The sequence below is a fragment of the Kiloniella sp. genome (genome assembly GCF_965205715.1).
GTDB lineage: Bacteria > Pseudomonadota > Alphaproteobacteria > Kiloniellales > Kiloniellaceae > Kiloniella.
Map to the genome: position 1 here is coordinate 1,007,004 of NZ_CBDBHW010000014.1, position 26,240 is coordinate 1,033,243.

A 26,240-nucleotide genomic window follows, 5' to 3' on the forward strand; every position below is an offset into this window, starting at 1 on the left:
TTATTAACGATCATGCCAGATATAGTCTCGCCTGATAAGCGTAGTAAAATGATGTCAGGTATCCGTGGAAAGGATACCAAGCCCGAGATGATTATCCGGCGCGCTCTTTTCAAAAGAGGATTTCGATACCGTTTACATGTCAAAAATCTTCCAGGAAAACCGGATATTGTCTTCCCTAAATATAAATCTGTTATCCTTGTAAACGGATGTTTCTGGCATGGTCATAACTGCCATCTTTTCAAATTACCAAGGTCCCGCCCTGAATTCTGGAACAGGAAAATCAAAGACACTCAAAGAAGGGACAAGACGCAGGTAAAAAAACTTGAAACTCTTGGATGGCGCATCTGTATTATTTGGGAATGCTGCCTTAAAGGGAGAGAAAGCTTACCTATTAATGAAGTTGTTGACAATATCGACCATTGGTTGAAAGGTGTGGCCTCATCACTAGAGATTCGAGGCTATAAATGAGTCAGGGATTACTTGCCAACTATTTTACAGGTATTTGTGCCAAACGACTGAGTCATGTTGAAATAGATTCATCGAAATCAAATCAACATGAATTCAATGTCACCCGAGAATTAAAACAGTTATTGGGTAAGGCTGAACCAGTTAAATTTCAAACCAGATTTCTTTATCTTGATGATGTGTCTGATCCGTTAGACGAATCTGACGTAATGACATGGTATGACTCTCGTAGAGAAAATCCGACCCGTTCGGAATATCGGCTTTATTATCGCTCAACAATTTCATCCAAATCTGCGAAAGCTGGAGATACTCTTATTCTCGCCAAAAAAGAGAATAGTGAAATTCTCGCAATTATAGCATCTTCCGGATCGACTATTGAACGCCAGTTATTATGGCTTTTCGGGTTACCCTCCGATCTTGGTACTCAATTCTCTTTTGAAGAAACGGTACAACTGCAAAGAAGTGATTTCATAACTCGACTTATTTTTGACAAGCTCGGCATTGAAATCGAAGAAGCCCCCAATGACCTTGAATTGATACTATCCCGATTTGGTCACAAATTCCCTACAACCCGTCAGTTTTCTGAGTTTGCACGCGAGACAGCACCCTCAATCACTGAATACAAAAATTCTGATTCTGCCTTGATGGCCTGGATGAGCAGAGAAGAACTTCTTTTCCGGCAACTTGAAAAGCATGTCGTTTCAGAAAGATTAAAAGAAGGCTTTGTATCCGGAAATGACATCGATGTTGATGGCTTTATTTCTTTTTCCCTCAGCGTACAAAACCGAAGAAAATCACGTGTTGGCCTTGCTTTTGAAAATCATTTGGAAGAGATATTTATTCAATCTGATATCAAATACAAACGAGGGGCGGTTACAGAACATAAGGAGAAACCAGATTTTATTTTCCCGGGAATTGAAGAATATAAATCACTGGATTTCTCCCCGGAACTATTATCAATGCTTGGTGTTAAGACCACCTGTAAGGACCGCTGGAGGCAAGTACTTACGGAAGCAAAGAGAGTGGATTTCAAACACTTAATTACACTTGAGCCGGCAATTTCAGAAAATCAAACTACCCAGATGAAAACGGCAAATCTCCAACTTGTCGTACCACAGGAAATTCATCAAAGCTATAGCGAAACACAACAAAAATGGTTGATAAACCTTGAGGTTTTTATCCACCACCTTCGTACACAAAATAATTCTACCCCAAACACTACAGCTCCTTAAACTAACGATAATAGCCACCAATTTATCATACCAACTCGTATAAAATACCACGTACGCTTTAACTCACCTTACGACAGTAGTTTTACAACTATACCAAACAAGAGAAAATACATCTCGTTCGGTAGGGCTGTAGAATGTGTGTTCCATTTTGCTCAAAAAGACAGGCGGGTCGGGGGCTGAATCGAAGCCAGATTTGTTTTTTGGGAAGGAAAATTCACGATTTAATCAGAGTAGAATACTCTTTTTTCATCAAACTTCCACACAGGCCCAAAGGCTTGAATATGCACCAAATATGGCCCCTTTTCTGATCAAAACACACACCCCCTATTACAGATTGGTGAATTATCTCTTCGCAAAAATAACTTTTATGGAGTACCATTGTCATGAAAATGCAATCAGTTAACCTTATCGGGTAGTCTTTACGGGTATATGCCCTTACTGGCAGATAGTAACAACTGAGTTGTCATTTGAGCGTGTGGTACCTGGTATGGTTTTATACAACTGGGGGGGAAGCCAGATGTCTGAAGAAACTGGGACCGACTACGAAGTTGGTCAGGACAACATAACCACCAATATCGGCCCCTTTGGGCTCGACATTCACAATCCCGTATTTCTTATTTCCGGCCTTGCAATCTTTGTCTTCGTTATCGGTACCCTCATGGTGCCGGAACAGGCCACGGATGTGTTTAAGGCCATGCGCGGCTGGGTAACCGTTAACTTTGACTGGTTCTTTTTGCTCAGCGGCAACATCTTCGTTCTGTTTTGCCTTCTCCTCATTGTAACCCCTCTTGGGAAAATCAGATTGGGTGGTGCAGACGCCAGACCCGATTATGGTTATCTCGGTTGGTTTGCCATGCTCTTTGCTGCAGGGATGGGGATAGGCCTGATGTTCTTTGGAGTATCAGAGCCGATTTCGCATTTTGGCAGTTCCATATCTGAATCTGCTGGCACGCCCGAAAGTTGGGCGCCGCTTGCAGGTGCACCGGGTGATGCGGCAGCTGCTGCTAAATTAGGTATGGCCGCAACTATTTATCACTGGGGACTACATCCTTGGGCAATGTATGCTGTTGTCGGACTAGCCTTGGCGTTCTTCACCTATAACAAAGGCATGCCACTTTCCCTGCGGTCTGCCTTCTACCCTCTTATGGGTGAAGCCGTCTGGGGGTGGTTCGGCCACCTTGTCGATGTGGTCGCCGTGCTGGCTACTCTCTTTGGCCTCGCAACTTCGCTTGGCTTTGGCGCCTCACAAGCCAACGCGGGCTTAAACTTTCTCTTTGGCGTCACCGATAGTGATGGCACCAAGATTATACTGATTGTCTCTATCACCGCGGTGGCCCTGGTATCTGTGATGCGCGGCCTTGATGGCGGGGTCAAACGGGCGTCAGAGATCAATATGGTCCTGGCCTTTTTGTTGCTGCTCTTTGTTCTCTTTGTCGGGCCGACAGCAGATATCATTATGGGCTTTTTCTCAGGTCTTGGTGCTTATATCACCAACCTTCCAGCCCTATCCAACCCCTTTGGCCGCACAGATGCGAACTTCAGTCAGGGCTGGACCTCGTTCTACTGGGCCTGGTGGATTTCCTGGTCACCCTTTGTCGGCATGTTTATCGCCCGGGTTTCCCGCGGGCGGACGGTACGCGAGTTTATCTTCTGTGTGTTGCTGGTTCCTTCCCTGGTCTGCGTGCTCTGGATGGCCGTCTTTGGGGGCACCGCCCTCCAACAAATTGTGCAAGACGGCTATACCGGGGCACAGGAAGCCGCAACCGAACTCCGCCTCTTTGCCATGCTGTCAGAGCTCCCTCTTACCCAGATCACCTCTGCTATTGGGATAATCCTGGTCGTGGTCTTCTTTGTGACCTCGTCTGATTCTGGATCCCTTGTGATCGATACCATTACCGCCGGCGGGAAAACCGACGGTCCCATGCCACAACGTGTATTTTGGTGTGTGTTCGAAGGGTTGGTCGCCATCGCCTTGCTCCTGGGCGGTGGATTGGCCGCCCTTCAGGCCATGGCGGTGACAATGGGCTTTCCCTTTGCCGCCGTTCTCCTTCTTATGTGTATCAGTATCTGGCTAGGCCTGCGCGCTGAAAGTAAAGGCACCTAGCTAACTCAAGAACCTCCCTGAGCAAGTTTACCTGCTTGTCGACTTGCTAACTGCCCCTGATGCTCCCCCTTATTTTAGCATCAGGGGCTTTTTTGTGGGTGCTCTAGTATGTGTGCTGCTCTGGAGGTTTTACCGGTCGATTTTACAACGAACATTGTCCCAATCGAATAATCAGCTACACTCCCCTCAAAATATAAAGTCGTGGAAATTTGGGGTATCACATGCCTGAGGGAAAATCATGATTGAAGTCGCGTTAAAATGCAGCTGTGGTCAGGTCGAAGGCACTGCTCACAATATTTCCCCTCAAACTGGCCTTCGTCTGGTCTGCCATTGTGATGACTGTCAGGCATTTGCAAACTATCTGGGCAGAGAAGCTGATATTCTCGATGCCTGCGGTGGCACCGATGTATTTCAAACCACCCCTTCGCAGATAGAGATTACCAAAGGACATGATCAACTGCGCTGTGTGCGCCTGGGACCAAAAGGTCTGTTCCGTTGGTACACCGACTGTTGCAAAACCCCGGTTGCCAATACCATAAACGCCAGCCTGCCTTTTTCAGGTATCGTGCATAACTTTATGGATGATAAGGGACTACGCGATAATAACCTCGGCCCGGTGCGATTTTCCGTAATGGGCAAATTTGCAAAAGACGGTTCTCCCCTGCCTAGAGATACCCACGATACATTTCCGTTAAGCATCATGCTGATCGCTATCCCCCGCATGATCAAAAACAAGATCCTCGGCCGTCATAAACCTTCGCCGTTTTTTGATAAGACTGGAGCTCCCGTTTGTGAACCGGTCATTCATACTAAAGACTGAGTGGTGAAGGATTTAAGTTGATGGAAAAAAGACAAAAAGGCTTAGGGAAAGCTCTCGCAGACCTTTGGCGTGAAATCTCAAGCCGAGAGGATTGTGAAACAACCCAAAGCGATAAGTATCTCGGCGAGATCTTGTCAGAAATAACGACCTCGACTTTGTTGGCTCCAGTAGAAAACGCCTCTCTTCCCGCCATTGAACAGTTGCTTGAAAATTCCAGCAAACAAAATAACTTATCAGAAAGTATTGAGTTATTTAATCAAGCACTGGAGAGGGCAAAAGATCTTCTTTTCTGGTATCCAAACTCGGTATTTGAAGATGCAAACGCAGCTCAGGAAACAGAAAATTACTGCTGTAATCTGGTCGGCAAGATTGGTAGCGCACAGACTAACCCTTTCCTCTTCTCCAGTAATAACATTCTCTGTGGCCTGTTTTATCTCGGCCCCAATCAACTCTACCCCGAACACAAACACCCTGCGGTTGAGCTCTATGTCGTGCTCTCTGGTAAGGCAGACTGGAAAAGAGGCAGGAAAGATTGGCAAAGCAGAGACCCAGGCGAATATTTCTTTCACGCCAGCAATCAACCCCATGCCATGAGAACAAATGATGAGCCCCTGCTCGCCCTTTGGGCCTGGAGCGGCGATATCGGGGAATGGGCCAGCTGGGTTGAAGAAGAACGAGCGTAGTAAAGAAGTTCGTTCCAGATGACTTAAAACGTCTTTCGATTTCTGGTGGAGACTGGTCTATTCTCTATAACTCAAGCTATAGTGTGGGTCTGTATATTCTCACCCTTTGCATCATTATCCCGTTACATCATTATCGGGCCGATCTGGCTCAGTCGCAGAAATAACCGTCGCAACAAAGGAAGCGTTATCAAACGTGCCTCATAACAATGTATAACTCTGCCCATAAGCTTGGTCAAAATCTTAGCCGACACTTTGGTCAAGACTTTGGGTCGATTAAATCTATAACCCTATCCCTGCTGATAGGGTTTATAGGGGCCGGGCTGGCATCTCTTCTTGGGGTGCCAGCCCCCGCTTTATTGGGCAGTACCTTTGCCGTATCCGCAACTTCATTTTTTGGTTTGCCGATGAAGATGCCTCTCTTGTTACGCAACATTGGCTTTACCACAATTGGCTGCTCTCTCGGCACAGGTATAACCCCTGAAATTCTCGACAATGCCGCCCGTTGGCCGCTTAGCCTTATCGTGCTGACACTACTTCTGCTCTTAATCATGTTTGCCACCAGCCTGATTTTGGTCAGATTTTTCGGGCTTTCAAAAGGAACCGCCGTTCTCTCTACCTCTCCTGGGGCGCTTTCTTATACCCTCGCCCTCGCAGAAGCCGGAATGGGTGATATCAAATCAGTTTCAATCCTGCAGAGCCTCCGCCTGCTAATCATCACTATCTGTCTGCCGATTATTCTTTCAACTGTCGGTGAAGAAGGCCAATTCTCTTTGCACTCGCCCCCGGTGTGGTTACCGATTGGTCATTCCCTTATCTTAATGACTGTGGTTTATGCTGCGGGTTTTCTCGGCAGCAAGCTTAGAATTCCAGCGGCTTACATACTTATTGGCATGATCATAAGTGGTGCCTTACACGCCTCAGGGCTTCTTGTTGGCAACATTCCCAAAGAAATACTCTTTATCGGCTTTACCCTTACTGGTGCCGTGGTGGGGGCGCGTTTTTCCAGCATAACCCGCAAGGATCTCAAAGGGCTTGTGGTCGCCGCAGTGACGATTTTCTTGGTGAGTTCTGCTTTTACCGCAACAGTGGCCTATTTTATGTCCAGCTTTCTCGCTGTTCCTTTTGGCCAAATCTGGGTTGCCTACGCGTCGGGAGGGGTTGAGGCCATGGCCGCCATGGCGCTCTCGCTGGATTATGATCCTGCCTTTGTCGCCACCCACCACATTTTCAGAATTGTGTTCTTGATCCTGATGCTGCCCTTGTTAATCCGCTTTCTTACCCGGAACAAACGCGAAGCATAATTAGATAACCTTCCAGCTTGATACTATCTGCTATTGAGTTTTTCAGTGGCTAAGGCCTATCTCTGAAGTGCTTCAACTCTGTATTCACTTATGGCAATATCAGCATCCAGGCCAAAGGTTATTCCTGCTATTTTTTGTCCTGTAGCAGGATCGTGAAGAGGCATCGTGATCGAAACTTGAAATTTTCGGGTGGAATGATCAAAGTGAATCTTAGAAAAATGTGTTTCATAGTTTTCAATGAAAATACTACTGTATTTTTCTTCATCTCCTTGCCAATAGTCGGACGTAATCTGGCTAAGGCCTAAAATATATCCCTGACGGTCAAAGACAAATACTTCTGAAATCTTTCCCTCCGAGCCATCTCGAATATCAGATAAATATTCAGATATCCTATTGGACATAAGGGTCGTCATTAAAGGTGTTTTTCTTCCTTTTCTTTGGGCTTCGACCCACATAATATCTTGTTTTCTTCTATGTATTTCAGTATCGGACTTTAACGTAACCTCTTTAATCAACTTTATAATTTGAGACATCCGTTTTTCATCGCCAAGGTAAGTCCTAACCAACTCAATTAGCTTCTGTTTTTCTTGCTTTGTAGCGCGCTTTGAATCACCCAGACAAAAATCAATATAGCGATTGAACTTTTCGAGAAATTCAGGATTTTGAGTGATAAACCCCTTTGAAAAATATGCAACAAGAGGGACATAACGTATAAAAGAAGAGTGAAAATTATCTTGAGATATTTCGGCCTGTTCTAAGGCAGCTTGGAAAGCTGCTTCATCCGCCAAAGCATGAACTATGCGTTTATTGAGAAGTACTCTCGCTAAATTTACCATGTTAGTAGAAAAAGCAATCTTTTTATAATTTTGTTGATTAAGCCAAACACTCTCATTGGATCCCAGTACAGACCCTATTGTGTCCTCTTTGAGGTCAAGGTTTAGCTCTTTTCCTATAAGCCTATAAAATTTCCACCTCTCAATCGCAAGGGGTTGTGTCTCAACCGCAACGCTATTCAACACTGGATCAGGAACACTTAGAAAAATACCATCAGCCTGATCAACATTCAAAAGGTGACGGTTCCTATTAGGGGGGGATACAACAACAGTATATTTACGTTTAAGCCTGTCCAATATACACCTGAGAGTACTCACGCCAACACCTTGTAATTCACTCCCTTCCAGAAACTGGTAGGGGGGATGAATGTGCGTATACAAAATGATTGGGTCTTGATTATCTGATGCATTAAGAGCCAGAGGATAAATCCAGGCAATAACCAGTAATAATATAATTTTGCTCCTATAGAGCATCTACATACTCCCAAAGCCTGATATAGTTACAAAGCCTTAACCTCATTTAAGAATACAGAGATATCCTGCTTTAAAGCATCGTTATTACGCCCCATCTCACCAACGACATTCTTTTGATTTTCAGCCAATTTACCAGTTTCTTCAGCCGCCTTGGCAACCTTTAGAACGACGCCTGCAACCTGGTTCGTTCCTTGTGCTGCTTCTTCAACATTGCGGGCAATTTCACTTGTGGCGGCACCTTGTTGTTCGACAGCACCTGCAACACCAGCCGTAAGTTCATCTATTTTTCGGATCGTGTCCCCTATACCCAAAACCGCGGTTGCAGCAGATTCAGTTTCTGTCTGGATTTCATTGACTTTTACACCAATCTCTTCTGTCGCCTGACCAGTTTGGGTAGCTAGATGCTTGACCTCACTGGCGACAACAGCAAAACCTTTCCCAGCATCCCCCGCCCTAGCGGCCTCAATGGTGGCATTCAGGGCCAGTAAATTGGTTTGTTCAGCAATATCGCTGATAATCTGTACGACCTGGCCAATACTCTTTGCCGCTTCATTCAACGCAACAACACGTGAATTGGCTTGCTCAATTTCACTTACTGCGGCTTGAGACACCTCGGAGGTTTGATTCATCTGACGTGAGATTTCTGTTATAGATGACGTCAGCTCCGTGGTCGCGGCCGAAACTGTTTGTATGTTCGCCGTGGCTTCCTCAATTGCAGCAGAGGCATCTTGGGATAAGGTACCGGTTTCAGAGGCATTACCAACCATTGTTGTTGCAGAATCAGATACTTCAGAAACAGACTTTGAAACAATTTGCAACCCATCCATCATAGACGCATCAAAATCCTTGGTTAAGCTTTCCATACCCTCGTGACGCACTCTTTCTTTTTCTTGTTTTTTGGCTTCCTGCGCCCTCATTTCCCTCTGTTCCATCGCATTTTCTTTAAAAACTTCCACCGCTCTGGCCATGCCGCCGATTTCATCCCGACGATCACTACCACGGATATCAATATCCAGTTCCCCCTTAGCCAAATCACTCATTTTATCCGTAATTCGGCTGATAGGGACCGCTAAAGCCCTGGTCAGGGTAATTGCTAAGAAGATAGCCGCGAATGCTAAAATAGAAATAGAAGCGATAATAGTAATGGTAAACTGATTTATAGCACCTTCTTTAACCTCTACTGACCTACTCAGTATAAGGTTTAGTTCCGTACTCAGTTCTTGAGCCGTCGCATCGAATTGAGCAATCACTTCTTGAGGTTGTCCTGAAACCTCAATGGCGCGAGCTTGGTTTACCGTAAGGTAATTCCTCATCAATTTGATTTGTGTATTGGCAAAATCTTTGACCCACACCTGATAATGTTCAGACAATAACCCAACCAAATCAGAAAGATCCTCTTGCTCACGAGAGAGTTCTTGCAGGTGTTGATAATGGTTCGCCGTCAGAACTGAAAAGTCATTAAATTGTTGAAGTCCGGATCGGTCACCCGTCAATAAATAGAACAATAATCCCTGACGTTGGCTGGCAAAGGATTGCTGGTAAAGCAGGTAGGTCCCTTCCAACTCGCGGGCTATTTCGCTTTCCGTATCGGCGGATTTGATATCATTGATGGCCGAGAAGGATACAATCGCCATAAGAACAGTCACCGCAACAAGAAGTGAAAAACTTACAACCAGTTTATGTGCTATTTTTAAATGCCGGAAAAACTGCATAACTTAGTCCTTTGTTTCTTACTGAAATTTAATAACTGCAGTTTTTAATTTTCTGCACGGCGACGGGCCAACTCGGTTAAATTATATTCGACTGTAACAGCACCGATAGGTTGGTTGCTTGTATTCGACACAGTAAGGTTCACCTGGGCTCGCCAAGTATTTGTCCCCTCATGAAACTCTGGATCGTCGACAAAAATAGCCGATGACCCATTCGGAAAAGTCTTTTTGAATTTGGCTTCATCACCCTGCCAAAAATCGGACGTTATCGCTGATTGCCCCACATTCAAGCCTTTGGCATCCATTATGAATATCTCTGTAAAAAGGCCACCGGATGCAGCTTGAATTTGAGTGAGATAGTTAGATAGCGGGCTGCTGAGAATTGCAGCAATCAAAGGCTGATCTTCTTTGTCTCTTTCCGCTCGCCATTGCTTATCAAGGCTATCAACCTCACTCTGCGCAATGGCTTTATATTTTTTATTTTGGGAAGTCACCGAAATCTCAACAACGGCGTTTTTCAACCAGTCTCGAATGGTCTTAATCGCTTGATCATCGACCAGAGATTTTGGCGGTGCAGAGGTCTCCGCCCAGGCAATATTTTGCCCAAGAATGCCTCCAAAATCGGATAAGACAACTATAACAACTAAGTAACTTGAGAGAATTTTTGTGATAGCTCGCATACTTTTATTTCCTAAAGAGAAAACTCTATGGGTATATAATCTGCGAGCATTATTTTCATTGCAGCACGAGGCTGTTTGAAGCTTGTAGTATTGCAACAACGCATTAAAAACTGCTTAAGATGTGAAATACAAAGTATGTTTTCAACACCCACAACGATTTCTAAAATTGTGCTGTTTATCCGCTTTATTAGCCAGAACAAGCGCAAAGCCTGATCATTAGCGACACCCGTTATATTTTCCGCATTTGGGACATTTTTTGTCGGAGAATGTCAATCATGACTTCTGAATAAATCTACCATAAGTAGTGCTCAAGAAGGTCACACACACTCTTGTGGCACTGCCGTCCCCAAGCAAGTATCCCTTACTTGCTTACTTCCCTCTGATGCCAGAGCTTCCTGCGGCGTCAGAGGGTTTTTCTTTATTTTAATTGCGTAAGCCAGCTCTTAATCCGTGCTTCATTGACCCCAAAATCACTGCTACCGTAATGAGATCTGCTATAAATCGCCAAGGTTGAACTCTCGGTACCCAGAGGAATAAAACGAACGGTGATAGTATCTGGATAGTGCACCCATTCCGTGCGTTGAATAAAATCGTATTGCATGGCTTCATCATCTGCCAAACCGATTTCAATACGGGGCTGAACGGCCAGCATTTTCATCCAGCTTTTCCTAAGGTCTTCTGCCGAATGAGCAAAGCTCGAACTGATCATATGGGGTTCAGACTGGCAAAAATCCTTTGGACAAACCAAAAACTGGTTGGGTTTTGGGCCAAGTACAAGGCTGGGAAAGTCAATCGTCTGCTCAACAATGGGCCCAAATACAATTTCAAGGATGCGATCCCGGCCCACAACGGCAATATACAAAGCAATACCAACGACCAGTAAAACGAGCAACTTGAAAATCATACTTAGAAATTTCCCCAAAGAGCTTCCCCTCAATAATTCTTTAATATCGCAGAACCAACTAAACCGCAATTAGATAGCAATATCAAGTGGCTGCACCGCTATAGACCTTGGCTAAAAGAGGCATAGAGCCGGGTTCCGAACCAAAAGTCTCGCGTAAAGCAGTTAGGATAGACTGCACAACCATGTTGGGATCAACACCACCACGGCTGTTTATCTCATCAATTAAGGGATTTCCGTAGACCAGACCACGGGCGAAAAGGCCCCAGTCGGCGACCGTTTTTTCAAAAGCTACGGTTTCACACTCAAGATCCCTTAGACCTCCCGCTTCCATTTCTGACATAACCAGACTTTGATCCGTATAGCCAAAAGGAATCTTGTAAAATCCAGGAGGGTCTTTTGGAAAAAATTTGCCGCCACGGCAAGCATAGGTGGGTTTAAATCACTGGCAATCAAGGAAACATCCGGGGTTAGTGCGTCCCTAAGTTTTCGGGTTAAAATCCCCGTGCCCGATGCTATTTCGAGCACTTTTTTCGGGCTGGCAGCAGAGGCTCTTTGGGTTAAATCTTCTGCATATTCATGAAAAATATGGGGGCCGAGGCTTTGATCATAGTTTTCTGGAATAGATCCTACAAATTGGCTCGCTTGTGATGACATTATAACTTCCCCTTATTAACAGGAGCCATAAAATTCACTCCCGGTTGAATTTCCTTTTAACAAAACCTTAAAATAATGTTTTACTAAACTACAGGAAAATGGCGAAAAACTTAAGAGAGTAATGCGATGACCCAAGCACCCTCTTCTTACAGTACACAAGATCCGGATATATTCAGCCGCGGCAGTTTAAATTTCACCTATGAGCTTTTGAAAAAAAGTGACGCTGAACTCGCTCTCACTATCCGCAATATTATTCACGGAGATCCCCTGCCCAAAGGTTCTGAAGATCTCGATACTAAAGATTCAGATCATTTTAGAGTCATCCTGGATGGTATGCAGGTCCGCTCTGTCCTAGAAGGTCTTACATTACAAAATCAGCAAAATCAGGGTTCACAGCATATCGGGCAAGCGATTATGGCACAGGCATTAATCGAAGACTGGATAAAACTGGCCCACCAAATGATTTCAGAATTGCCAGAAGATCAAAGAGCCGCAATTTTGTCTTGAGATAAACCACTCCATCTTCGATCAAGGATATTAAATTGAAAACTACTATTACGGGCTCACAAAATTACTTTTTAATTTTATTCGATGAGCCAATAAAACAGAGAAAACAATAGCCATGGCTGTTATTCCATGTCCAACGCAAAACAATATCGCCTTAATTAGTGTCATGCCATGTGTACCAAATATTAAATAACTTACGAGTGTAGCCCCGGATAAGCCCACACAGAAAGCACCAAGATAAAGCAGAAAGTCCTTGCTTTGCATCCAGTGATCGCCTTCTTGCGGCCTGCTTACATAAAGACCAAATGCGGCGAAAAATAAGCCGGGCATATGTAAACTCAAGAACAGTACAATTGTAGTTATCTGGCCTGTATTAGGTAGAGATAGCCAACCATTTTCATGTTTTGGATAATAAAAGCCTAGCGCATACATAGCACTCATTAAAAATGCCAGAGCTATGTAGCCGATTACCCAATACTGTACCCATGAATTTGTTTTATTAAGCCATCTACTCGGTCTAATTAGTGGGTCAATCAGGAGTAAAGCCCATGGCGCTAACAACATTGCTGCCATGGGAGCTGAGAGAAAAAATGATGTCCTTCCAAATTGAAAATGCCCTTCGGCAAATAGTTCAGGATATAATATATTACTCAACAACCCACTCGCAGCTCGATAGAAAAGCTGTAGTAATCCTGTTAAAAACCCCGCGATAAGTGACGCAATGGTAAGACGGCCCATCAATATGGCTATATGATTTAGCCCAAACTTACTCCAAGAAATTGACAACACAGGCATTACAAATATACAGGTCAGGATGACCAAATAAAAAAGTCCAACAGCTGTTCTGTCTCCCGGAATACCAGATGCGTCAGAAGTTTTATCAATTATAGAAAACATACCGCCTAACAACCCAACAATTATCGAGACGGCTACCCCTTCAAGATCCTTTAATTCTTGAGAGTGAAGTGCTTTCTTGACCCCAATAAAAAGGAGTACAAGGAACCCAATTCCAAGAACTAATAACCCCATTTCCACTTGATAAATTTTTTGTGGTGTTTTTCCTCTTGAAAGATCCCAGGCCACAATAATTAATTGCCCTATTTGCATTGCATGAGATCCAAACAGGGCCGAAATCACTGCTGGTAACAAAACGCTCCGAGAAGAGGGAGATGAGGGTGAAGATCCTGCGACATTACTCATCTTTGACACTCCACACACCCAGCAAAAAAAGTAATAAAAGGTAAGTTCCCCTGATCAACATAGACAAGCCCTCTGATGAATCTATGATTTTTGCCTCCTCCATTGTCACCCCATGAGACAAAAATCTTTCGGGAAGATTTAACATTGCCCCACAATCAATAGGGATAATAGCATGACATTAATCTACCCCTGAGACACAGCACGAAACAACTTCCGAATATGATATTTATAATTCTTAATATGAAGGATGTCTTTGCTTATTATTCAGTCGTTACCCAACCATCGCTTTGACAGCTCCATGTGGCAAGGCGGGCACAAAATTACCGTCGCGTCCTTCCATGCCTTGGTTTGCTATCATACTGTTGATAATGGCCTCTTCAGTGGATTGCACCACGGCCTCAAAAAGAAAATCCAGATCGGGATCTGGAATAAATTCTGCCCGCTGCACATCAGATGTTTTCGAAGACAAAGCATCTTGGTTAGCGGTTGAAAAGGCGAGAAAAATATCACCGGATCCATGGGCACCAATGCCGCCCGTTTTCCCCATCCCCAGTGCCGCACGGCGCGCGAGCCGTTTGAGTTGATGCGGGAGCAAAGGCGCATCGGTTGCAATGATGCCGATAATCGAGCTCAATTCGGTATCGGGTGTATTTCTCACCATTTCTGGCTCGGTTAAGTCCAACCCCAGACGATATCCAAGAATAGTCAGATCCGATCTCTTGCCAAAGTTCGCTTGGACAAAAGCCCCGATGGTATAACGGTTGGATCCATAGAGAACTTCTCTTGAGGCTGTTCCAGACCCAGCTTTAAAATCAAATGATTTCATCCCGGTACCCCCGCCGACACTGCCTTCTTCTATCGGGCCTGGCGAGGCACTTTCAATCGCCGCGAAAATATGCGCATCGGTGACATGAAACCCATTGATGTCATTTAAGAAACCATCATAGGTCTCCGCGGCAACGGGAAGCCCAAAACTTTCTTTGAATTCATTTGGAAAAGCCTTGTTGATCCAACGAAGCGTCGCATCACGGGTCAGACCACAGGCATGGGTGTTGGTGATTGTGATCGGCAGGGTAAGCTGACCGACCTCTTCCAGATAGTGAGAAGAGGTCAGCTCGCCATTACCATTAAAACTAAAACACCCCGCAAAGACAGGATCACATACTTCACTTCTAGGGCGGGGTAATATCGCGGTCACTCCGGTCCGAACCGGACCAGAGCCAACGACAAGAGATCCCTCTCCTTCAATTAAAGTACTATAGCCAACCGAGACACCGGCTACATCGGTAATGCTATTAGATACTCCCGGTATCCCGGGAAACTCTAGCCCGAGGCCTGCGGCACGCACTTTTCCCGAAGGGGTAAAAAGCTTGCTATCTGTCATTGTTCCCCCTGATGAAGTTCCCGGAACTCTACCTATTCACTTATTTTCTTACTTGGTGAAAATTGTCGGGAACCAGTCTTCGCGTAATTTTTCTCCCGCTTTCATAGCATGTCCTGGGTAAGGTGGCGAGGTTGGACCGGCCCGTTCAACATAACGGGCATCATCGCCAACCAGACGTAGGGAAAAGGCACGACGTCTGGAGCTTGCCTGATTACCTCGGGCGCCGTGTAGTGTTTTATAATGAAACGCGACCGCGTCACCGGGTTCCATTTCCCACTCTAGTATGCGCATCCCTTCAGCATCCGGGTCAGGGACCGGCATGTAAATATCTTCGCCTGCATAAAAATCTTCTTCTGAAAGCCAACGTGTCGGCAATACAGGCTTTTCCCAAAGATGCGATCCAGCAACACACCGCAGAGAGGCCTCTTTTACCGGGTCCATCGGCGCCCAGAAACTGACGTTTTGCTGCCCTTCAACAAAGTAATAGGGCTCATCCTGATGCCAGGGTGTCGCTTTCGATGTGCCCGGCTCTTTCACCAATACATGATCATGAAAGACCTGTACGGATTTGGATTTCATGAGATCCGCCGCGACCTCTGCCATGGGTGAACGGCGAATGGCATCTTCGAATTCAGAAATCCGGTTCCAGTTGCAATAATCATCAAAGAAACGCCCGGTATCACCCGTCTTTAAATTTTCAGCAGCGTAAGTACCTGGCTCAGACATGTTGATCTCAATTCCGCGACGCAGCGGTTCAACATAATCTTTGAGCAGTCCTTTTATCAGAACCACACCATCCCTTTGATAGGCGTCGACATGATCTTGAGTAAGCAATGGATGCAACATGATCTAAATTCCCATTTAATATATTTTATTCGTTCTTGTTGGGTCAGAGTGTGTGCGATCAAAATATTAGTTTCAAATAATGTTTGATTAAGTTAAATATAATTTCATGTTATATTTAACACTTCGACAACTCGAATACGTCGTGGCAATCGCCAAAGCAGGCAGCCTGACCGAGGCGGCACAGATATTAAACGTATCGCAGCCCGCCCTATCCGTTGCTATTACCCAGGTAGAGCAACGCCAGGGACAAAAGATTTTTATTCGCCGTAAGGGAACCCCGATTACCCTGACGTCGTTTGGTCGTGCCTTTATTGGTGATGCTGAAACGTTGCTTATAGACGCGGCTCGATTGGAAGATCCCAAAGTTCTGGCAACCCGGGGTTTACACAGCATCACTCTTGGTTGTTTTGACGACCTCGCCCCAACTTATTTGGCTCCGATCCTACTTCACCTAAGAACGGCCTTTCCCGCAGTTGAGATTACCCCACACGTAACCGGGTTCGAAGAACTGGCCCTGGGTATGCAAAATGGCCAAATTGATATCACCATTACTTATGATCTCGGCCTTGATGCCAGCTTTGATAAACAACTCCTGAAAACGATTTCACCCCACGCTTTTTTTCATTCCCGTGATCCGCTTTCAAAACGCACGGATTTAACCCTGCAAGATCTCGCAGATCGCCCCCTTATCCTCTCGGAACAAGGGCTTTCCATACGCCATATGATCAGCCTGTTTCGTGCACAAGGCTTATTGCCCCGTGTTGTGCACCGAGCAGCTTCTTTGGAAGTCATGCGTTCTCTCGCTGCAAACAACGAAGGCATTGGTATCAGCTACACCATTCCACCAACAGAAATCAGTTACGACGGCAAACCTCTTCGCACCGTACCGATTATCAACCCCGAGGCCCGGGAGCCCATCGTCCTGGTCCGCTCCGCATTAAACCCGCCAACAATGCCTATCCCCGATATTATTGATAATATTCAAGAAAACTTATCGACCTAGAAAAATAGTTCTAAAATCACTCAAAAATTAATAAAAAAATACAAAATTGATTCCCAAAATCCCTTCAAAAGGTATATAAAGTGTTTATCACTTTTTACCATAACTGCCTTTCCAAGGAGGACAACTCCTAGAGGGTAAATCTCGAGTAACGCTCACAATAATAACTATAAATATCAATAAATTAAGCGTCTCTCGATTAATCGAACCTACAATTTGGCACGATAGAGTCTGCCCAATGGGGAGATGTTAATGGAGCGTCGTCTCGCCGCCATTCTCGTCGCGGACGTCGTCGGATACTCTCATATGATAGAGGTCGACGAAGAAGGCACTCTTACGTCATTTAAAGCCATATTCGAAGGTATGATCTCTCCAGTGTTTTCCCAGTACCATGGCCGATTGGTAAAACTTATGGGCGATGGAATACTGGCAGAATTTACGAGCGTGGTAGATGCCGTTCAGGCCACCGTTAAAATTCAAGAAACAATGGCAAAGCATAACTCTCTTCTCGCCAGCAACAAACAAGTGACTTTTAGAGTTGGTATTAATCATGGGGATATCGTTATCGATGGCGAAGACATCCATGGCGATGTGGTAAATCTGGCCGCACGACTTGAAACCCTTTCTCTGCCTGGGGGCATGAGCATATCCGAAAAGGTCTATGACGAGGTTAGAGACCGTGTGGATATTCGCTTTTGTGATCAGGGAATACACCAGGTCAAAAACATCGAACGCCCCATCCATATCTGGGGATGGGCTCCACAGGCTTGTACTTCCAAACAGGTGACATCAGAACGGTTACAACAAACGCCCCCAAGGGGTGTGTCTACACCCAATACAACACCTCAACCTACCGATTTTGGCACCAAATCTGACGAGGCTCATGATCTATTCCTCCGCGGTAGAGAATTACTGTTCGGCTTCCAAAGAGATATCAATGTATTCGAGCGCGTAATTCCACTCTTTCGGCATGCCATAGCGCTGGATGAAAACTATTCTTCGCCCTATGCAGCTCTCGGTATGGCCTATGTCTTAAATTACATCAACTGTTGGAGTGGCGATCCGAAAACATCGCTTAACCAGGCGAAAATCTATGTCCGAGAAGCGATCAAACGGAATGAAAACGACGCCTTTGCCCACTATGCTAATTCCGTGGTGGCAATGTGGAAAAAGGATCATGAGAGTTGGGCTCAAGCCGCAGACCGGGCTTTGGAACTCAACCCGGACTTCGCCCTTGCCTTAAACTCACGGGGAGCTGTTTACATTTATTCTGGCGCTCCGCTTATGGGTATTCCCTACATTCAACGCTGTATTCGTCTAGATCAGCTAGAAACACAACAAGCTCGGCACTTCCTGGGGACGGCCTATCTGATATTGGGCGAGTATGAAACCGCAGCAGAAGTTTATAAAAAACGCATAAAGCTCAATCCCACAACAGACCTCACCCGCGCCTTCCTGGCTTCTGTACTTGGCCATATGGGAGAAATTGAAGAAGCGCATACATTTTGGCGGGAACTCAAGGATATCAATCCTGCCTATTCATTCGAGAACCACATATCAAAACAACCGTTCAAAGACCCCGCTGAGGCCAAGAAAATTACATCAGGGCTTCGCAAAGCCGGATTGATCGCGTAACCTATCACAGAAAAATGATTGGGTTATTCAACTAATTCGACACAAAATCTTGCTCTTACATTAGTCTAAGCAACCTCAGAAAGCCTTCTTAATTCGATAAAATAACAGATAAGGAAATACGAAATGACTATTTCTAAATCCATATTAAAATCAGGTGCAAAAGCGGGTGCCACAGCTGGAATGTTGATACTTTTAGGCATGCCCGGCATCACCACAGCGATTGCGGACGAAGACCACCCCATGGGATTTTTTGTAACATCGGTTGGGCTTGGACAGGGGGCCAATCTTGGTGGTCTGGCTGGTGCTGATGCCCATTGCACAAACCTGGCAAAGGCTGCGGGATCAACGGATCGAACCTGGAAGGCCTATCTCAGCACACAGGAAAAGGGCAAACGCGGCGTGTCTGCCCGCGACCGTATTGGTTTGGGTCCTTGGTACAATGCCAATGCTGAGCTCATCGCCAGTGATCTCGATCAGCTCCACCTCAACCCGAATATCGTCAAGCGCACCGCCGTGGATGAAAATGGCAACAGGGTCAACGGGCGCGGTGACAAACCGAACCGTCACGATATTCTCACCGGCTCTATGTCAGATGGCACTGCCTATTTCCCAAGGGAAACCGCCGATCACACCTGTAGTAACTGGACAAGTTCTGGTGAAGGCAACGCCACTTTAGGGCATCACGATCGCCACGGCGGCGGTAATACCTCGTGGAATGCTGCCCATGATTCACGCGGCTGCAGTCAAGAGGATCTGACAAAAACCGGTGGTTCTGGCCTGTTCTATTGTTTTGCTGCCGATTAGGAAGAAAACTCTAATTCGTCTGGCGTTTACATAAGCACACATCCGAGAACAGGCCCTGCCGGGCCTGTTCTTTCGTTTTAATGTTCGGTAATCCTGATTAAAGTACGCTCAATCAAAATGACACGCGACACGATGCGTGTTCGTCTGCCCGCTTTTATTTAATTTCGGCTCTTTCAATTCAGGAATAGCTTCACCACAAATGGCCTGAGCTTTTGGGCAACGGGTTCGAAACACACAGCCCGACGGCGGGGCTAAGGGACTTGGTAAATCTCCCTCAAGTAGGATGACATCCTTAGTCCGTTCAATCTTGGGATCGGGAATAGGAACCGCAGAGATCAAAGCCTGTGTGTAGGGATGGCGCGGGTTATCGTAGAGGTCATTGCGATCGGCAACCTCCATTACCTTTCCAAGATACAAAACCATGACACGGTTGGAAATGTGCTTCACAACGCTTAGGTCATGAGCAATAAAGACCAGCGAAAGTCCCATTTCCTGTTGTAATTCCATAAGTAGATTGATCACCTGCGCCTGAATGGAAACATCCAATGCTGAGACTGGTTCATCACATATAATCAATTTCGGCTTTACGATGAGCGCGCGGGCAATACCAATCCGCTGACACTGGCCCCCGGAGAATTCATGTGGATAACGGTTGATCTGATTGGGCAGCAAGCTCACCTTTTCCATCATGGCTTTCACCTGAGCGATAACCTCGTCATTGGAGAGTTTCGGGTTATGGGTACGCAGGGGTTCGGCAATAATTTGCCCCACGGTCTTTCGCGGATTGAGCGACGCCAGTGGATCTTGAAAGACCATCTGAATTTCCGAGCGATACTTCATCATCTGGGATTTATTTAACCCCAGAAGTTCTTGATCGCCCATCCAGACCACGCGCCCCGTGGCTTTGACCATCCGGATCAGGGCCCGAGCAAGGGTCGATTTCCCGCAACCGGACTCCCCGACGATCCCCAGGGTTTCGCCTTGCTTTAATTCGAAATCCACCCCGCCTACTGCTTGCAAAACACGCGACTTGGTCCAAGGCATATCACCTTCAGATTTGAGGCTGAACGAAACACGGAGGTCTTCGACCTTTAAAAGAGGTGTGCTCATGCCAATTCCTCCAATGCTCTATTACAGGACCGTAAACGCCCCTTTGAAAACTCTGACAATGGCTGCAGACTTTGCGCGCAATCCTCCAGAGCAAATTGACAACGTGGCTCGAACGGACACCCCAAGGGCGGGTTCATCATGTTGGGGGGCGAGCCTGGTATGGTATCCAAAACCTTTGCCCCCTGATCAACCCGTGGAATAGCCCTCAATAAACCGCGCGTATAGGGGTGAGAAGGCTGCTCAAAGATCGGATCGACCGGGCCTTGTTCCATGACACGGCCGCCATACAAAACGAGGACCTGTTCACAAAATCCAGCCACAACACCGAGATCATGGGTAATCAAAAGAACACCCATGCCAAACTCCTTCTGGATTTCAGAAAACAAGGCCATGATTTGCGCCTGAACGGTCACATCCAGGGCTGTTGTCGGCTCATCTGCGATTAACAACTTGGGGCGACATAACAAAGACATGGCGATCATCACACGCTGGCGCATCCCCCCTGAAAATTCATGAGGATATTGCTGAGCCCTGCTCTTTGCCCCCGGAATTTTCACCGCATCCAACATTCGAACGGCTTCGTTTATGGCCTCGGCCTTTGACATGCCCTTATGATGGATCAAGACCTCTGCCATCTGTTCTGACACCCGCATATAGGGATTAAGCGAGGTCATGGGATCTTGGAATACGATAGCGATTTCAGCGGCACGCACGCGGTTCAATTCATTGGTAGAAACGTTTAATATCTCGCTTCCGTTAAATTTAATCGATCCCGTCGCAGAACCATTTTGAGCAAGAAGTCCCAGAATAGAAAAGGCAGTCTGGCTTTTACCAGAACCACTTTCACCGACAATCGCCAGCGTTTGTCCCGGATCCATTGAAAAGCTGACATCATTAACCGCATTAACGATACCGTCATTGGTACGAAATTTGACCGTAAGGTTTTGAACATCAAGTAACGCCATATTATCGGTCCTTTGGATCAAGGGCATCGCGCAACCCGTCGCCGACGAAAAAGAAGGCGAACAGGGTAATAACGAAGAAAAACAAGGGAAATGCCAATTGCCAGAGCGTGCCATACTGCATTGTTCCCGCCCCTTCAAAAATCAAAGCGCCCCAAGATGTATCCGGCTCTTGAACACCGAGCCCCAAAAAGGAAATAAAACTTTCAGTCAAGATCATAAGCGGCACCAAGAGGGTGGCGTATACCGCAACAATCCCGGTTAAATTGGGCACGATATGTTGCAGAATGATCTTAAAGCTGGGAACGCCCGTCGCCTGGGCCGCCTCAATGAACTCTTTGTTTTTAATGCTAAGGGTTTGGCCGCGTACAATCCGTGACATTTCCAGCCAAGACAGCAGTCCAATGCCGACAAACAGCATAGAGATCGAACGCCCAAAGATCACGAGCAACAAAATGATGACGAACATGTAAGGTACAGCCATCAGGATATCGACAATCCGCATCATGAAATTGTCGACACGACCCCCGACATAACCCGCGGTGGCCCCATAAAGTGTCCCGGCAATGACCGCGATTGCGGCCCCGACCACACCAACCATAAGCGATATCTGTGTGCCTTGAACAACCCGGGCAAAGAGATCTCTGCCGAGATCATCGGTTCCAAAATAATGACCTGATGCTATCGACGGACCGCCCAGTTCCGCCACCTGACCGATTACCATAAAATCGATTTCATCATTGGAGAACTGTGCGATTTGTGAACCAATGAAAGCAAACATTGCCACCATGATAAGAACCACAAGACCAGCAACCGCGGCTTTGTTATGGAAAAACCGCTTGCGAGCATCCGCCCACAAAGAACGACCTTTAACATCCTGCTCAGTTATCGCCAACGAGAGGCTTTCAATTTTTGCCTGTTTAAACAACATCGTCTTAAAACCGGATTTTTGGATCGATCCACGCATAGAGGATATCGACCACAAGATTGAAAAATATAGTTAAAACACCCACCAGGATCGTAATTCCCATCATGACGGAATAGTCCCGGTTCAAGGCGGCATTGACGAAGAACAACCCCATGCCCCCGGTGGAAAAGAATAGATCCACAACGACTGATCCCGTCACCATGGTCACAAACGTTGGCCCGAGATAGGATATAACGGGTAACATCGCCGGCTTAAGCGCGTGCCGCAGGATGATGTGTCGCATCGGCAATCCCTTAGATCGGGCGGTACGTATGTGATTGGCATTCATCACTTCAAGCATGGAAGAGCGGGTTATACGCGCAATGGAGGCCATAAAGCTGGTCGAAAGCGCCACTACCGGCATGATGATATATTTGGGATCGCCATATTCCCAACCGCCCCCCGGTAACCACCCGAGTAAAAGGGTGAAGACCAAAACCAGAATTGGGGCCATAACAAAGTTAGGTAGGACCTGCGCACCGATCGAAATCCCCACCGCGAGGTAATCCAGCCAACTGTTGTGATAAATCGCCGCCATTACCCCAAGGGAAACCCCGGTGATAACAGCCAAGACAAAGGCAATCGACCCGTATGTCAGCGTGATCGGAAAGCCTTGCGCGATAATCTCGTTCACGCTGCGGTCTTTATAAATAAAAGAAGGCCCGAAATCGAAATGGAACACGACATTATTGATATAAACCAGGATCTGCTTATACAGCGGCTTGTCCAGACCATACTTCGCTTCGAGGTTAGCAAGGATTTCAGGGGAAAGCGCCCTCTCAGCAGTAAAGGGTCCACCGGGGGCTGCGTGCATCAGTAAAAACGAAAATACAATAAGCACGAGTACTGTCGGCACTGCCAGGGCAAGCCGTTTAAGGATGAGATTTAACATTACAAACTACCTGATGGCAGGTCCAAAAAGGGGGCGCTCGTTTATAGAGCGCCCCGTCTTGATTACTTCTCGACGATGTAGAGATCGCGGGAATAAAAAGTCTGCATCAGGTTATCAACCGGCCAGCCACGCAGTGTCGGCTGAAGCATGATATTACCCGTGTACTGATAGATCGGTGCAAAAGGCATATCCGCAGCCAGAAGGGCTTCGGCCTTGGCATAATTTTTGTTCGGATTAGCCATGGTTTTTGATTCAACCATCAAAGCATCGTACGCCGCATTAGAATAACCAGACACGTTGTGCCCTGAATAAGACGTCAGAAGATCAAGGTAGGTTGAGGCTTCGTTATAATCCCCACACCAGGCATAACGACTTACTTCAAAATCACCCGCTTGTTGCTTGGTTGTGTGAATTTTCCACTCGTTATTTGCAAGTGTCAGCTTAACACCCAGAGTTTGTTTCCAGAACTGCGATACCCCGATAGCCACTTTTTTATGGGTCTCAGAGGTGTTGTAGTTCAGGGTCAATTCCAGTGGATTGTCGGGTCCATAGCCTGCTTCAGCCAGTAGAGCGACAGCCTTGGCATCACGCTCTTTCTGGGTCCACCCTGCATAGTCGATTTCTGGTAAATCAAAACCCGCAGTCTTTTGATGGGCAAAGTTATAGGACTGATACTGGCCGCCTTGCAAAATGCGGTCGGTGACGACTTCACGGTTGATTGCATAGGACAATGCCTTACGTACACGCACATCCTTTAGCGACTCAGGTCCTTTTTCTCCCATATTAAACCAGTAAATATAAGAACAGGAATAAGGGTTTGAAATCGCTTGTTTTGGATACTCTTTGGATAAACGCGGATACTGACCTGAAGGAATGTTCGTTTTGTCAATTTCACCCGCGAGATAACGTGTTAAGGCCTGGTTTTCATCATTGATCACCAGGGCAACAGTCTTATCGATGATGGTATTTTCGTTATCCCAATACATGGGATTGCGTTCGCGAACGACCTTCTCGCCAGAACGGTACTCGGACAAAACATAAGCACCATTTCCAACAATTTTCCCTGGCTTGGTCCAATCTGTTCCGTGCTTTTCAACAACAGATTGAAGCACCGGGAAGGTTGAACCATGAACCGTCATGGAAGCGAAATAAGGGATTGCCTTTTCAAGGGTGACTTCGAAAGTCTTATCGTCGACGGCCCGTACACCTAACTTGTCAGGGGTGACCTCTCCGTTCACAACCTGACTGGCATTTTTCACGCCCATCAATTCCATGTACCAGGCGTATTCAGAAGCCGTTTTGGGATCGACAAGCCGTTGCCAGGAATAGGCAAAGTCATGAGCGGTAACCGCATCACCATTCGACCATTTCGCATCACGCAGATTGAAGGTGTAGGTCAATTTGTCATCGCTTACGCTGTAACCAGAGGCAACGCCTGGGATCAGCCCCCCTTTTTCGTCTTCGTTCATCAACCCTTCAAAAAGATCCCGAATGACGCCAGAGCCTTCAATATCGGTGTTGATCTGCGGATCAAAGGATTTGATGTCATCCAACAGACGATAGGTAAATACCTGATCCGCCGCTAATTTTTCACCATTGATGACTTCTGCATTTGAGATGGTTGGAAAAACCAGCATCGCGCCAAGCGCGGCAGATAATAAAAGTTTCGTTCTCATAAGTCTCTTTCCCTGTTCTCAACAAAATTTGACGATTTGTCTTAATTTCCACACTTATTTTTTTGTGGATTTATAGGATCCGTGGCCCATCCTTTTGATTAATTTACCAAGCGGTGGAACAGCCCGTTAATGATCCCAAAGGCAACCACAGCTGTGAGGAGGTCATTAGATGCACATTAGATACACGGGCATTTTGTCCTCTCCTTCCCAGTCTGCACGGAAACCAAATTAACAATATTTGTATTGCATTACGATACTTAGTACCGTATATCGCTAATATGTGTAACAAGTTGAATAAATTTTGCAACGAAAATTATTTTGTAAGCAGAAGTTCAAAGGAAGGAACTGGTCAAAATCCAGTTGTAGTTCTATGATTTAATCCAACGATAAAAACTGACTTAAACACCCCAACAAAGAGCCAAGCTTTCTGGACATTACAAATGGAAGTAATTGGCAAAAAAAGATAAATTAGATGACAAATGCCAGCGGTCGAATAACACCATTAAAGTCAAAAACCGGAACTAAACCCGGGAAAAAGATCAAAGAAACCGACGCCCAAAATTTTTCAGAAAATTCTGATGGCAAATCAATAAACAACCCGGCCTCAAAATCAGACAGTTCTCTTTTTGTCGGCTCTGTTGAAAAAGGATTTTCGGTTCTTCAAGCCTTTAGCCGATCCCGAAAACCTCTCAGCCTGACAGAAATTGCTGCCGCGACAGGTATGGGCAAAAGTGCGGCTCAGCGGTTTTGCTATACGTTGGTGCAGTTGGGTTTCTTAGAACGCGACGAGAGCAGTCGGCGTATGCGCCCCTCTGCCAAGTTGCTGGAATTATCTCACACTTATCTGGCTTCAAACCCGATTAGCTCTATCGCCGCGCCTTACCTTTTACAAGCGCGAGAAAGCAGCGGGGAAGCCGTTAATCTGGCCCTTCCTATGGAGCAGGACGTCATTTATATTGCGCGCCTATCAAGCAGCAATTCACATATCCTGCATCCCATTGTTGGCGGTCGCGCGCCGATGTTTTGCACATCAAGCGGCCGTGCCTATCTTTCAACACTGGCATTTGGTGACATTGAAAACATTCTTGATGCCTCTGACCTCTCCCCCCTCACCCGACACACGATTACGGATCGGTCGGTAATAATGCAGCGGATCGAAGATGTTACCATCAACGGATACACTACCGCCTGCCAGGAATGTATCGTCGGAGAACTTACCATTGCCGCACCCATATGGGGACCTGATGGTGTGGGTGTCGGATCTGTAAATATATGTGTCACCCGCCCGGCCTGGACCGAAGAACGTGTGATAGAACAACTCGCGCCGATTGTGTGCCAAACAGCCCATAATATATCCTTGGCACTATCCAATTAAGCTTCAGATAAATCTCCAGAACT

General features: G+C 46.2%; 25 protein-coding genes. 11 read left to right on the plus strand and 14 right to left on the minus strand.

The annotated features are described in order from the left end of the window. The first annotated feature begins 12 nt into the window (after window positions 1-12). The 6 genes from ACOGW3_RS21715 to ACOGW3_RS21740 all read left to right on the plus strand — a co-directional run bounded on the left by ACOGW3_RS21715 (window position 13) and on the right by ACOGW3_RS21740 (window position 6,605). A complete protein-coding gene (locus tag ACOGW3_RS21715; RefSeq protein WP_419904854.1) occupies window positions 13-468 on the plus strand; it encodes a very short patch repair endonuclease in 456 nt (151 codons plus the stop codon). Continuing rightward, a complete protein-coding gene (locus tag ACOGW3_RS21720; RefSeq protein WP_419904855.1) occupies window positions 465-1,697 on the plus strand; it encodes a type II restriction endonuclease in 1,233 nt (410 codons plus the stop codon). The genes ACOGW3_RS21715 and ACOGW3_RS21720 overlap by 4 nt, the downstream gene beginning before the upstream one ends. Window positions 1,698-2,214: 517 nt before the next feature. Beyond that, window positions 2,215-3,801, plus strand: a complete 1,587-nt coding sequence (locus ACOGW3_RS21725) for a BCCT family transporter (RefSeq protein WP_419904856.1) — start codon at window positions 2,215-2,217, stop codon at window positions 3,799-3,801. Window positions 3,802-4,039: 238 nt separating this feature from the next. Further along, window positions 4,040-4,621 (plus strand): DUF6151 family protein, encoded by a 582-nt coding sequence (locus ACOGW3_RS21730; RefSeq protein ID WP_419904857.1) that lies wholly within the window; start codon window positions 4,040-4,042, stop codon window positions 4,619-4,621. A 20-nt stretch (window positions 4,622-4,641) separates the two neighbouring features. Further along, window positions 4,642-5,304, plus strand: a complete 663-nt coding sequence (locus ACOGW3_RS21735; protein ID WP_419904858.1) for a dimethylsulfonioproprionate lyase family protein — start codon at window positions 4,642-4,644, stop codon at window positions 5,302-5,304. Between the two features lie 206 nt (window positions 5,305-5,510). Next, the gene (locus ACOGW3_RS21740; RefSeq protein ID WP_419904859.1) at window positions 5,511-6,605 is read left to right on the plus strand and encodes an AbrB family transcriptional regulator; all 1,095 of its coding nucleotides are present in this window, start codon (window positions 5,511-5,513) and stop codon (window positions 6,603-6,605) included. 56 nt (window positions 6,606-6,661) lie between these two features. Here the strand turns inward: ACOGW3_RS21740 and ACOGW3_RS21745 are convergent, their stop codons facing one another. The 6 genes from ACOGW3_RS21745 to ACOGW3_RS21770 all read right to left on the minus strand — a co-directional run bounded on the left by ACOGW3_RS21745 (window position 6,662) and on the right by ACOGW3_RS21770 (window position 11,859). After that, window positions 6,662-7,912 (minus strand): hypothetical protein, encoded by a 1,251-nt coding sequence (locus tag ACOGW3_RS21745; RefSeq protein ID WP_419904860.1) that lies wholly within the window; start codon window positions 7,910-7,912, stop codon window positions 6,662-6,664. Window positions 7,913-7,938: 26 nt separating this feature from the next. Next, on the minus strand, window positions 7,939-9,624 hold the full coding sequence (locus tag ACOGW3_RS21750; protein WP_419904861.1) for a methyl-accepting chemotaxis protein: 1,686 nt from the start codon (window positions 9,622-9,624) through the stop codon (window positions 7,939-7,941). Between the two features lie 44 nt (window positions 9,625-9,668). After that, complete coding sequence (locus ACOGW3_RS21755; protein ID WP_419904862.1) at window positions 9,669-10,400, minus strand: hypothetical protein; 732 nt, start codon at window positions 10,398-10,400, stop codon at window positions 9,669-9,671. Between the two features lie 319 nt (window positions 10,401-10,719). Next, on the minus strand, window positions 10,720-11,205 hold the full coding sequence (locus ACOGW3_RS21760) for a DUF1499 domain-containing protein (RefSeq protein WP_419904863.1): 486 nt from the start codon (window positions 11,203-11,205) through the stop codon (window positions 10,720-10,722). 82 nt (window positions 11,206-11,287) lie between these two features. After that, window positions 11,288-11,545 (minus strand): hypothetical protein, encoded by a 258-nt coding sequence (locus ACOGW3_RS21765; protein ID WP_419904864.1) that lies wholly within the window; start codon window positions 11,543-11,545, stop codon window positions 11,288-11,290. Beyond that, entirely contained in the window at window positions 11,518-11,859 is a 342-nt protein-coding gene (locus tag ACOGW3_RS21770; protein WP_419904865.1) for a class I SAM-dependent methyltransferase, read from the minus strand. The genes ACOGW3_RS21765 and ACOGW3_RS21770 overlap by 28 nt, the downstream gene beginning before the upstream one ends. 126 nt (window positions 11,860-11,985) lie before the next feature. Here ACOGW3_RS21770 and ACOGW3_RS21775 point away from each other — a divergent pair, with 126 nt between their 5' ends. Further along, entirely contained in the window at window positions 11,986-12,366 is a 381-nt protein-coding gene (locus tag ACOGW3_RS21775; protein ID WP_419904866.1) for a hypothetical protein, read from the plus strand. A gap of 48 nt (window positions 12,367-12,414) precedes the next feature. Here ACOGW3_RS21775 and ACOGW3_RS21780 read toward each other — a convergent pair whose 3' ends face one another. From ACOGW3_RS21780 to ACOGW3_RS21790, 3 genes are all read right to left on the minus strand, one after another. Next, complete coding sequence (locus ACOGW3_RS21780) at window positions 12,415-13,566, minus strand: hypothetical protein (protein WP_419904867.1); 1,152 nt, start codon at window positions 13,564-13,566, stop codon at window positions 12,415-12,417. Window positions 13,567-13,837: 271 nt separating this feature from the next. Then, window positions 13,838-14,950 (minus strand): P1 family peptidase, encoded by a 1,113-nt coding sequence (locus ACOGW3_RS21785; RefSeq protein ID WP_419904868.1) that lies wholly within the window; start codon window positions 14,948-14,950, stop codon window positions 13,838-13,840. Between the two features lie 48 nt (window positions 14,951-14,998). Next, entirely contained in the window at window positions 14,999-15,796 is a 798-nt protein-coding gene (locus ACOGW3_RS21790; RefSeq protein ID WP_419904869.1) for a phytanoyl-CoA dioxygenase family protein, read from the minus strand. 106 nt (window positions 15,797-15,902) lie between these two features. Here ACOGW3_RS21790 and ACOGW3_RS21795 point away from each other — a divergent pair, with 106 nt between their 5' ends. The 3 genes from ACOGW3_RS21795 (at window position 15,903) to ACOGW3_RS21805 (ending at window position 19,235) form a co-directional block, all read left to right on the plus strand. After that, on the plus strand, window positions 15,903-16,799 hold the full coding sequence (locus ACOGW3_RS21795; RefSeq protein WP_419904870.1) for a LysR family transcriptional regulator: 897 nt from the start codon (window positions 15,903-15,905) through the stop codon (window positions 16,797-16,799). Between the two features lie 249 nt (window positions 16,800-17,048). Next, on the plus strand, window positions 17,049-18,431 hold the full coding sequence (locus tag ACOGW3_RS21800; RefSeq protein ID WP_419904871.1) for an adenylate/guanylate cyclase domain-containing protein: 1,383 nt from the start codon (window positions 17,049-17,051) through the stop codon (window positions 18,429-18,431). A gap of 123 nt (window positions 18,432-18,554) precedes the next feature. Beyond that, window positions 18,555-19,235, plus strand: coding sequence for a hypothetical protein (locus ACOGW3_RS21805; RefSeq protein WP_419904872.1), 681 nt, complete (start codon window positions 18,555-18,557; stop codon window positions 19,233-19,235). Window positions 19,236-19,343: 108 nt separating this feature from the next. Here ACOGW3_RS21805 and ACOGW3_RS21810 read toward each other — a convergent pair whose 3' ends face one another. From ACOGW3_RS21810 to ACOGW3_RS21830, 5 genes are all read right to left on the minus strand, one after another. Then, a complete protein-coding gene (locus tag ACOGW3_RS21810) occupies window positions 19,344-20,345 on the minus strand; it encodes an oligopeptide/dipeptide ABC transporter ATP-binding protein (RefSeq protein ID WP_419904873.1) in 1,002 nt (333 codons plus the stop codon). Then, window positions 20,342-21,310, minus strand: coding sequence for an oligopeptide/dipeptide ABC transporter ATP-binding protein (locus tag ACOGW3_RS21815; protein WP_419904874.1), 969 nt, complete (start codon window positions 21,308-21,310; stop codon window positions 20,342-20,344). Before ACOGW3_RS21815 ends, ACOGW3_RS21810 begins: the two co-directional genes overlap by 4 nt. 1 nt (window position 21,311) lies before the next feature. After that, on the minus strand, window positions 21,312-22,274 hold the full coding sequence (locus ACOGW3_RS21820; protein ID WP_419904875.1) for an ABC transporter permease subunit: 963 nt from the start codon (window positions 22,272-22,274) through the stop codon (window positions 21,312-21,314). Continuing rightward, on the minus strand, window positions 22,243-23,166 hold the full coding sequence (gene oppB, locus ACOGW3_RS21825) for an oligopeptide ABC transporter permease OppB (RefSeq protein ID WP_419904876.1): 924 nt from the start codon (window positions 23,164-23,166) through the stop codon (window positions 22,243-22,245). The genes ACOGW3_RS21820 and oppB overlap by 32 nt, the downstream gene beginning before the upstream one ends. Before the next feature lie 62 nt (window positions 23,167-23,228). After that, window positions 23,229-24,842, minus strand: coding sequence for a peptide ABC transporter substrate-binding protein (locus ACOGW3_RS21830; RefSeq protein WP_419904877.1), 1,614 nt, complete (start codon window positions 24,840-24,842; stop codon window positions 23,229-23,231). Between the two features lie 472 nt (window positions 24,843-25,314). Here ACOGW3_RS21830 and ACOGW3_RS21835 point away from each other — a divergent pair, with 472 nt between their 5' ends. Next, window positions 25,315-26,217 (plus strand): IclR family transcriptional regulator, encoded by a 903-nt coding sequence (locus ACOGW3_RS21835; protein ID WP_419904878.1) that lies wholly within the window; start codon window positions 25,315-25,317, stop codon window positions 26,215-26,217. The last annotated feature ends 23 nt before the right edge of the window (window positions 26,218-26,240 follow it).

What these genes read in the sequence shown, in the direction of transcription:
- ACOGW3_RS21715 (WP_419904854.1), top strand. Translation starts at nt 13, where the DNA reads ATGCCAGATATAGTCTCGCCTGATAAGCGTAGTAAAATGATGTCAGGT.
- ACOGW3_RS21720 (WP_419904855.1), top strand. Translation starts at nt 465, where the DNA reads ATGAGTCAGGGATTACTTGCCAACTATTTTACAGGTATTTGTGCCAAA.
- ACOGW3_RS21725 (WP_419904856.1), top strand. Translation starts at nt 2,215, where the DNA reads ATGTCTGAAGAAACTGGGACCGACTACGAAGTTGGTCAGGACAACATA.
- ACOGW3_RS21730 (WP_419904857.1), top strand. Translation starts at nt 4,040, where the DNA reads ATGATTGAAGTCGCGTTAAAATGCAGCTGTGGTCAGGTCGAAGGCACT.
- ACOGW3_RS21735 (WP_419904858.1), top strand. Translation starts at nt 4,642, where the DNA reads ATGGAAAAAAGACAAAAAGGCTTAGGGAAAGCTCTCGCAGACCTTTGG.
- ACOGW3_RS21740 (WP_419904859.1), top strand. Translation starts at nt 5,511, where the DNA reads ATGTATAACTCTGCCCATAAGCTTGGTCAAAATCTTAGCCGACACTTT.
- ACOGW3_RS21745 (WP_419904860.1), bottom strand. Translation starts at nt 7,912, where the DNA reads ATGCTCTATAGGAGCAAAATTATATTATTACTGGTTATTGCCTGGATT.
- ACOGW3_RS21750 (WP_419904861.1), bottom strand. Translation starts at nt 9,624, where the DNA reads ATGCAGTTTTTCCGGCATTTAAAAATAGCACATAAACTGGTTGTAAGT.
- ACOGW3_RS21760 (WP_419904863.1), bottom strand. Translation starts at nt 11,205, where the DNA reads ATGATTTTCAAGTTGCTCGTTTTACTGGTCGTTGGTATTGCTTTGTAT.
- ACOGW3_RS21765 (WP_419904864.1), bottom strand. Translation starts at nt 11,545, where the DNA reads ATGTCAGAAATGGAAGCGGGAGGTCTAAGGGATCTTGAGTGTGAAACC.
- ACOGW3_RS21770 (WP_419904865.1), bottom strand. Translation starts at nt 11,859, where the DNA reads ATGTCATCACAAGCGAGCCAATTTGTAGGATCTATTCCAGAAAACTAT.
- ACOGW3_RS21775 (WP_419904866.1), top strand. Translation starts at nt 11,986, where the DNA reads ATGACCCAAGCACCCTCTTCTTACAGTACACAAGATCCGGATATATTC.
- ACOGW3_RS21780 (WP_419904867.1), bottom strand. Translation starts at nt 13,566, where the DNA reads ATGAGTAATGTCGCAGGATCTTCACCCTCATCTCCCTCTTCTCGGAGC.
- ACOGW3_RS21785 (WP_419904868.1), bottom strand. Translation starts at nt 14,950, where the DNA reads ATGACAGATAGCAAGCTTTTTACCCCTTCGGGAAAAGTGCGTGCCGCA.
- ACOGW3_RS21790 (WP_419904869.1), bottom strand. Translation starts at nt 15,796, where the DNA reads ATGTTGCATCCATTGCTTACTCAAGATCATGTCGACGCCTATCAAAGG.
- ACOGW3_RS21795 (WP_419904870.1), top strand. Translation starts at nt 15,903, where the DNA reads ATGTTATATTTAACACTTCGACAACTCGAATACGTCGTGGCAATCGCC.
- ACOGW3_RS21800 (WP_419904871.1), top strand. Translation starts at nt 17,049, where the DNA reads ATGGAGCGTCGTCTCGCCGCCATTCTCGTCGCGGACGTCGTCGGATAC.
- ACOGW3_RS21805 (WP_419904872.1), top strand. Translation starts at nt 18,555, where the DNA reads ATGACTATTTCTAAATCCATATTAAAATCAGGTGCAAAAGCGGGTGCC.
- ACOGW3_RS21810 (WP_419904873.1), bottom strand. Translation starts at nt 20,345, where the DNA reads ATGAGCACACCTCTTTTAAAGGTCGAAGACCTCCGTGTTTCGTTCAGC.
- ACOGW3_RS21815 (WP_419904874.1), bottom strand. Translation starts at nt 21,310, where the DNA reads ATGGCGTTACTTGATGTTCAAAACCTTACGGTCAAATTTCGTACCAAT.
- ACOGW3_RS21820 (WP_419904875.1), bottom strand. Translation starts at nt 22,274, where the DNA reads ATGCGTGGATCGATCCAAAAATCCGGTTTTAAGACGATGTTGTTTAAA.
- oppB (WP_419904876.1), bottom strand. Translation starts at nt 23,166, where the DNA reads ATGTTAAATCTCATCCTTAAACGGCTTGCCCTGGCAGTGCCGACAGTA.
- ACOGW3_RS21830 (WP_419904877.1), bottom strand. Translation starts at nt 24,842, where the DNA reads ATGAGAACGAAACTTTTATTATCTGCCGCGCTTGGCGCGATGCTGGTT.
- ACOGW3_RS21835 (WP_419904878.1), top strand. Translation starts at nt 25,315, where the DNA reads ATGACAAATGCCAGCGGTCGAATAACACCATTAAAGTCAAAAACCGGA.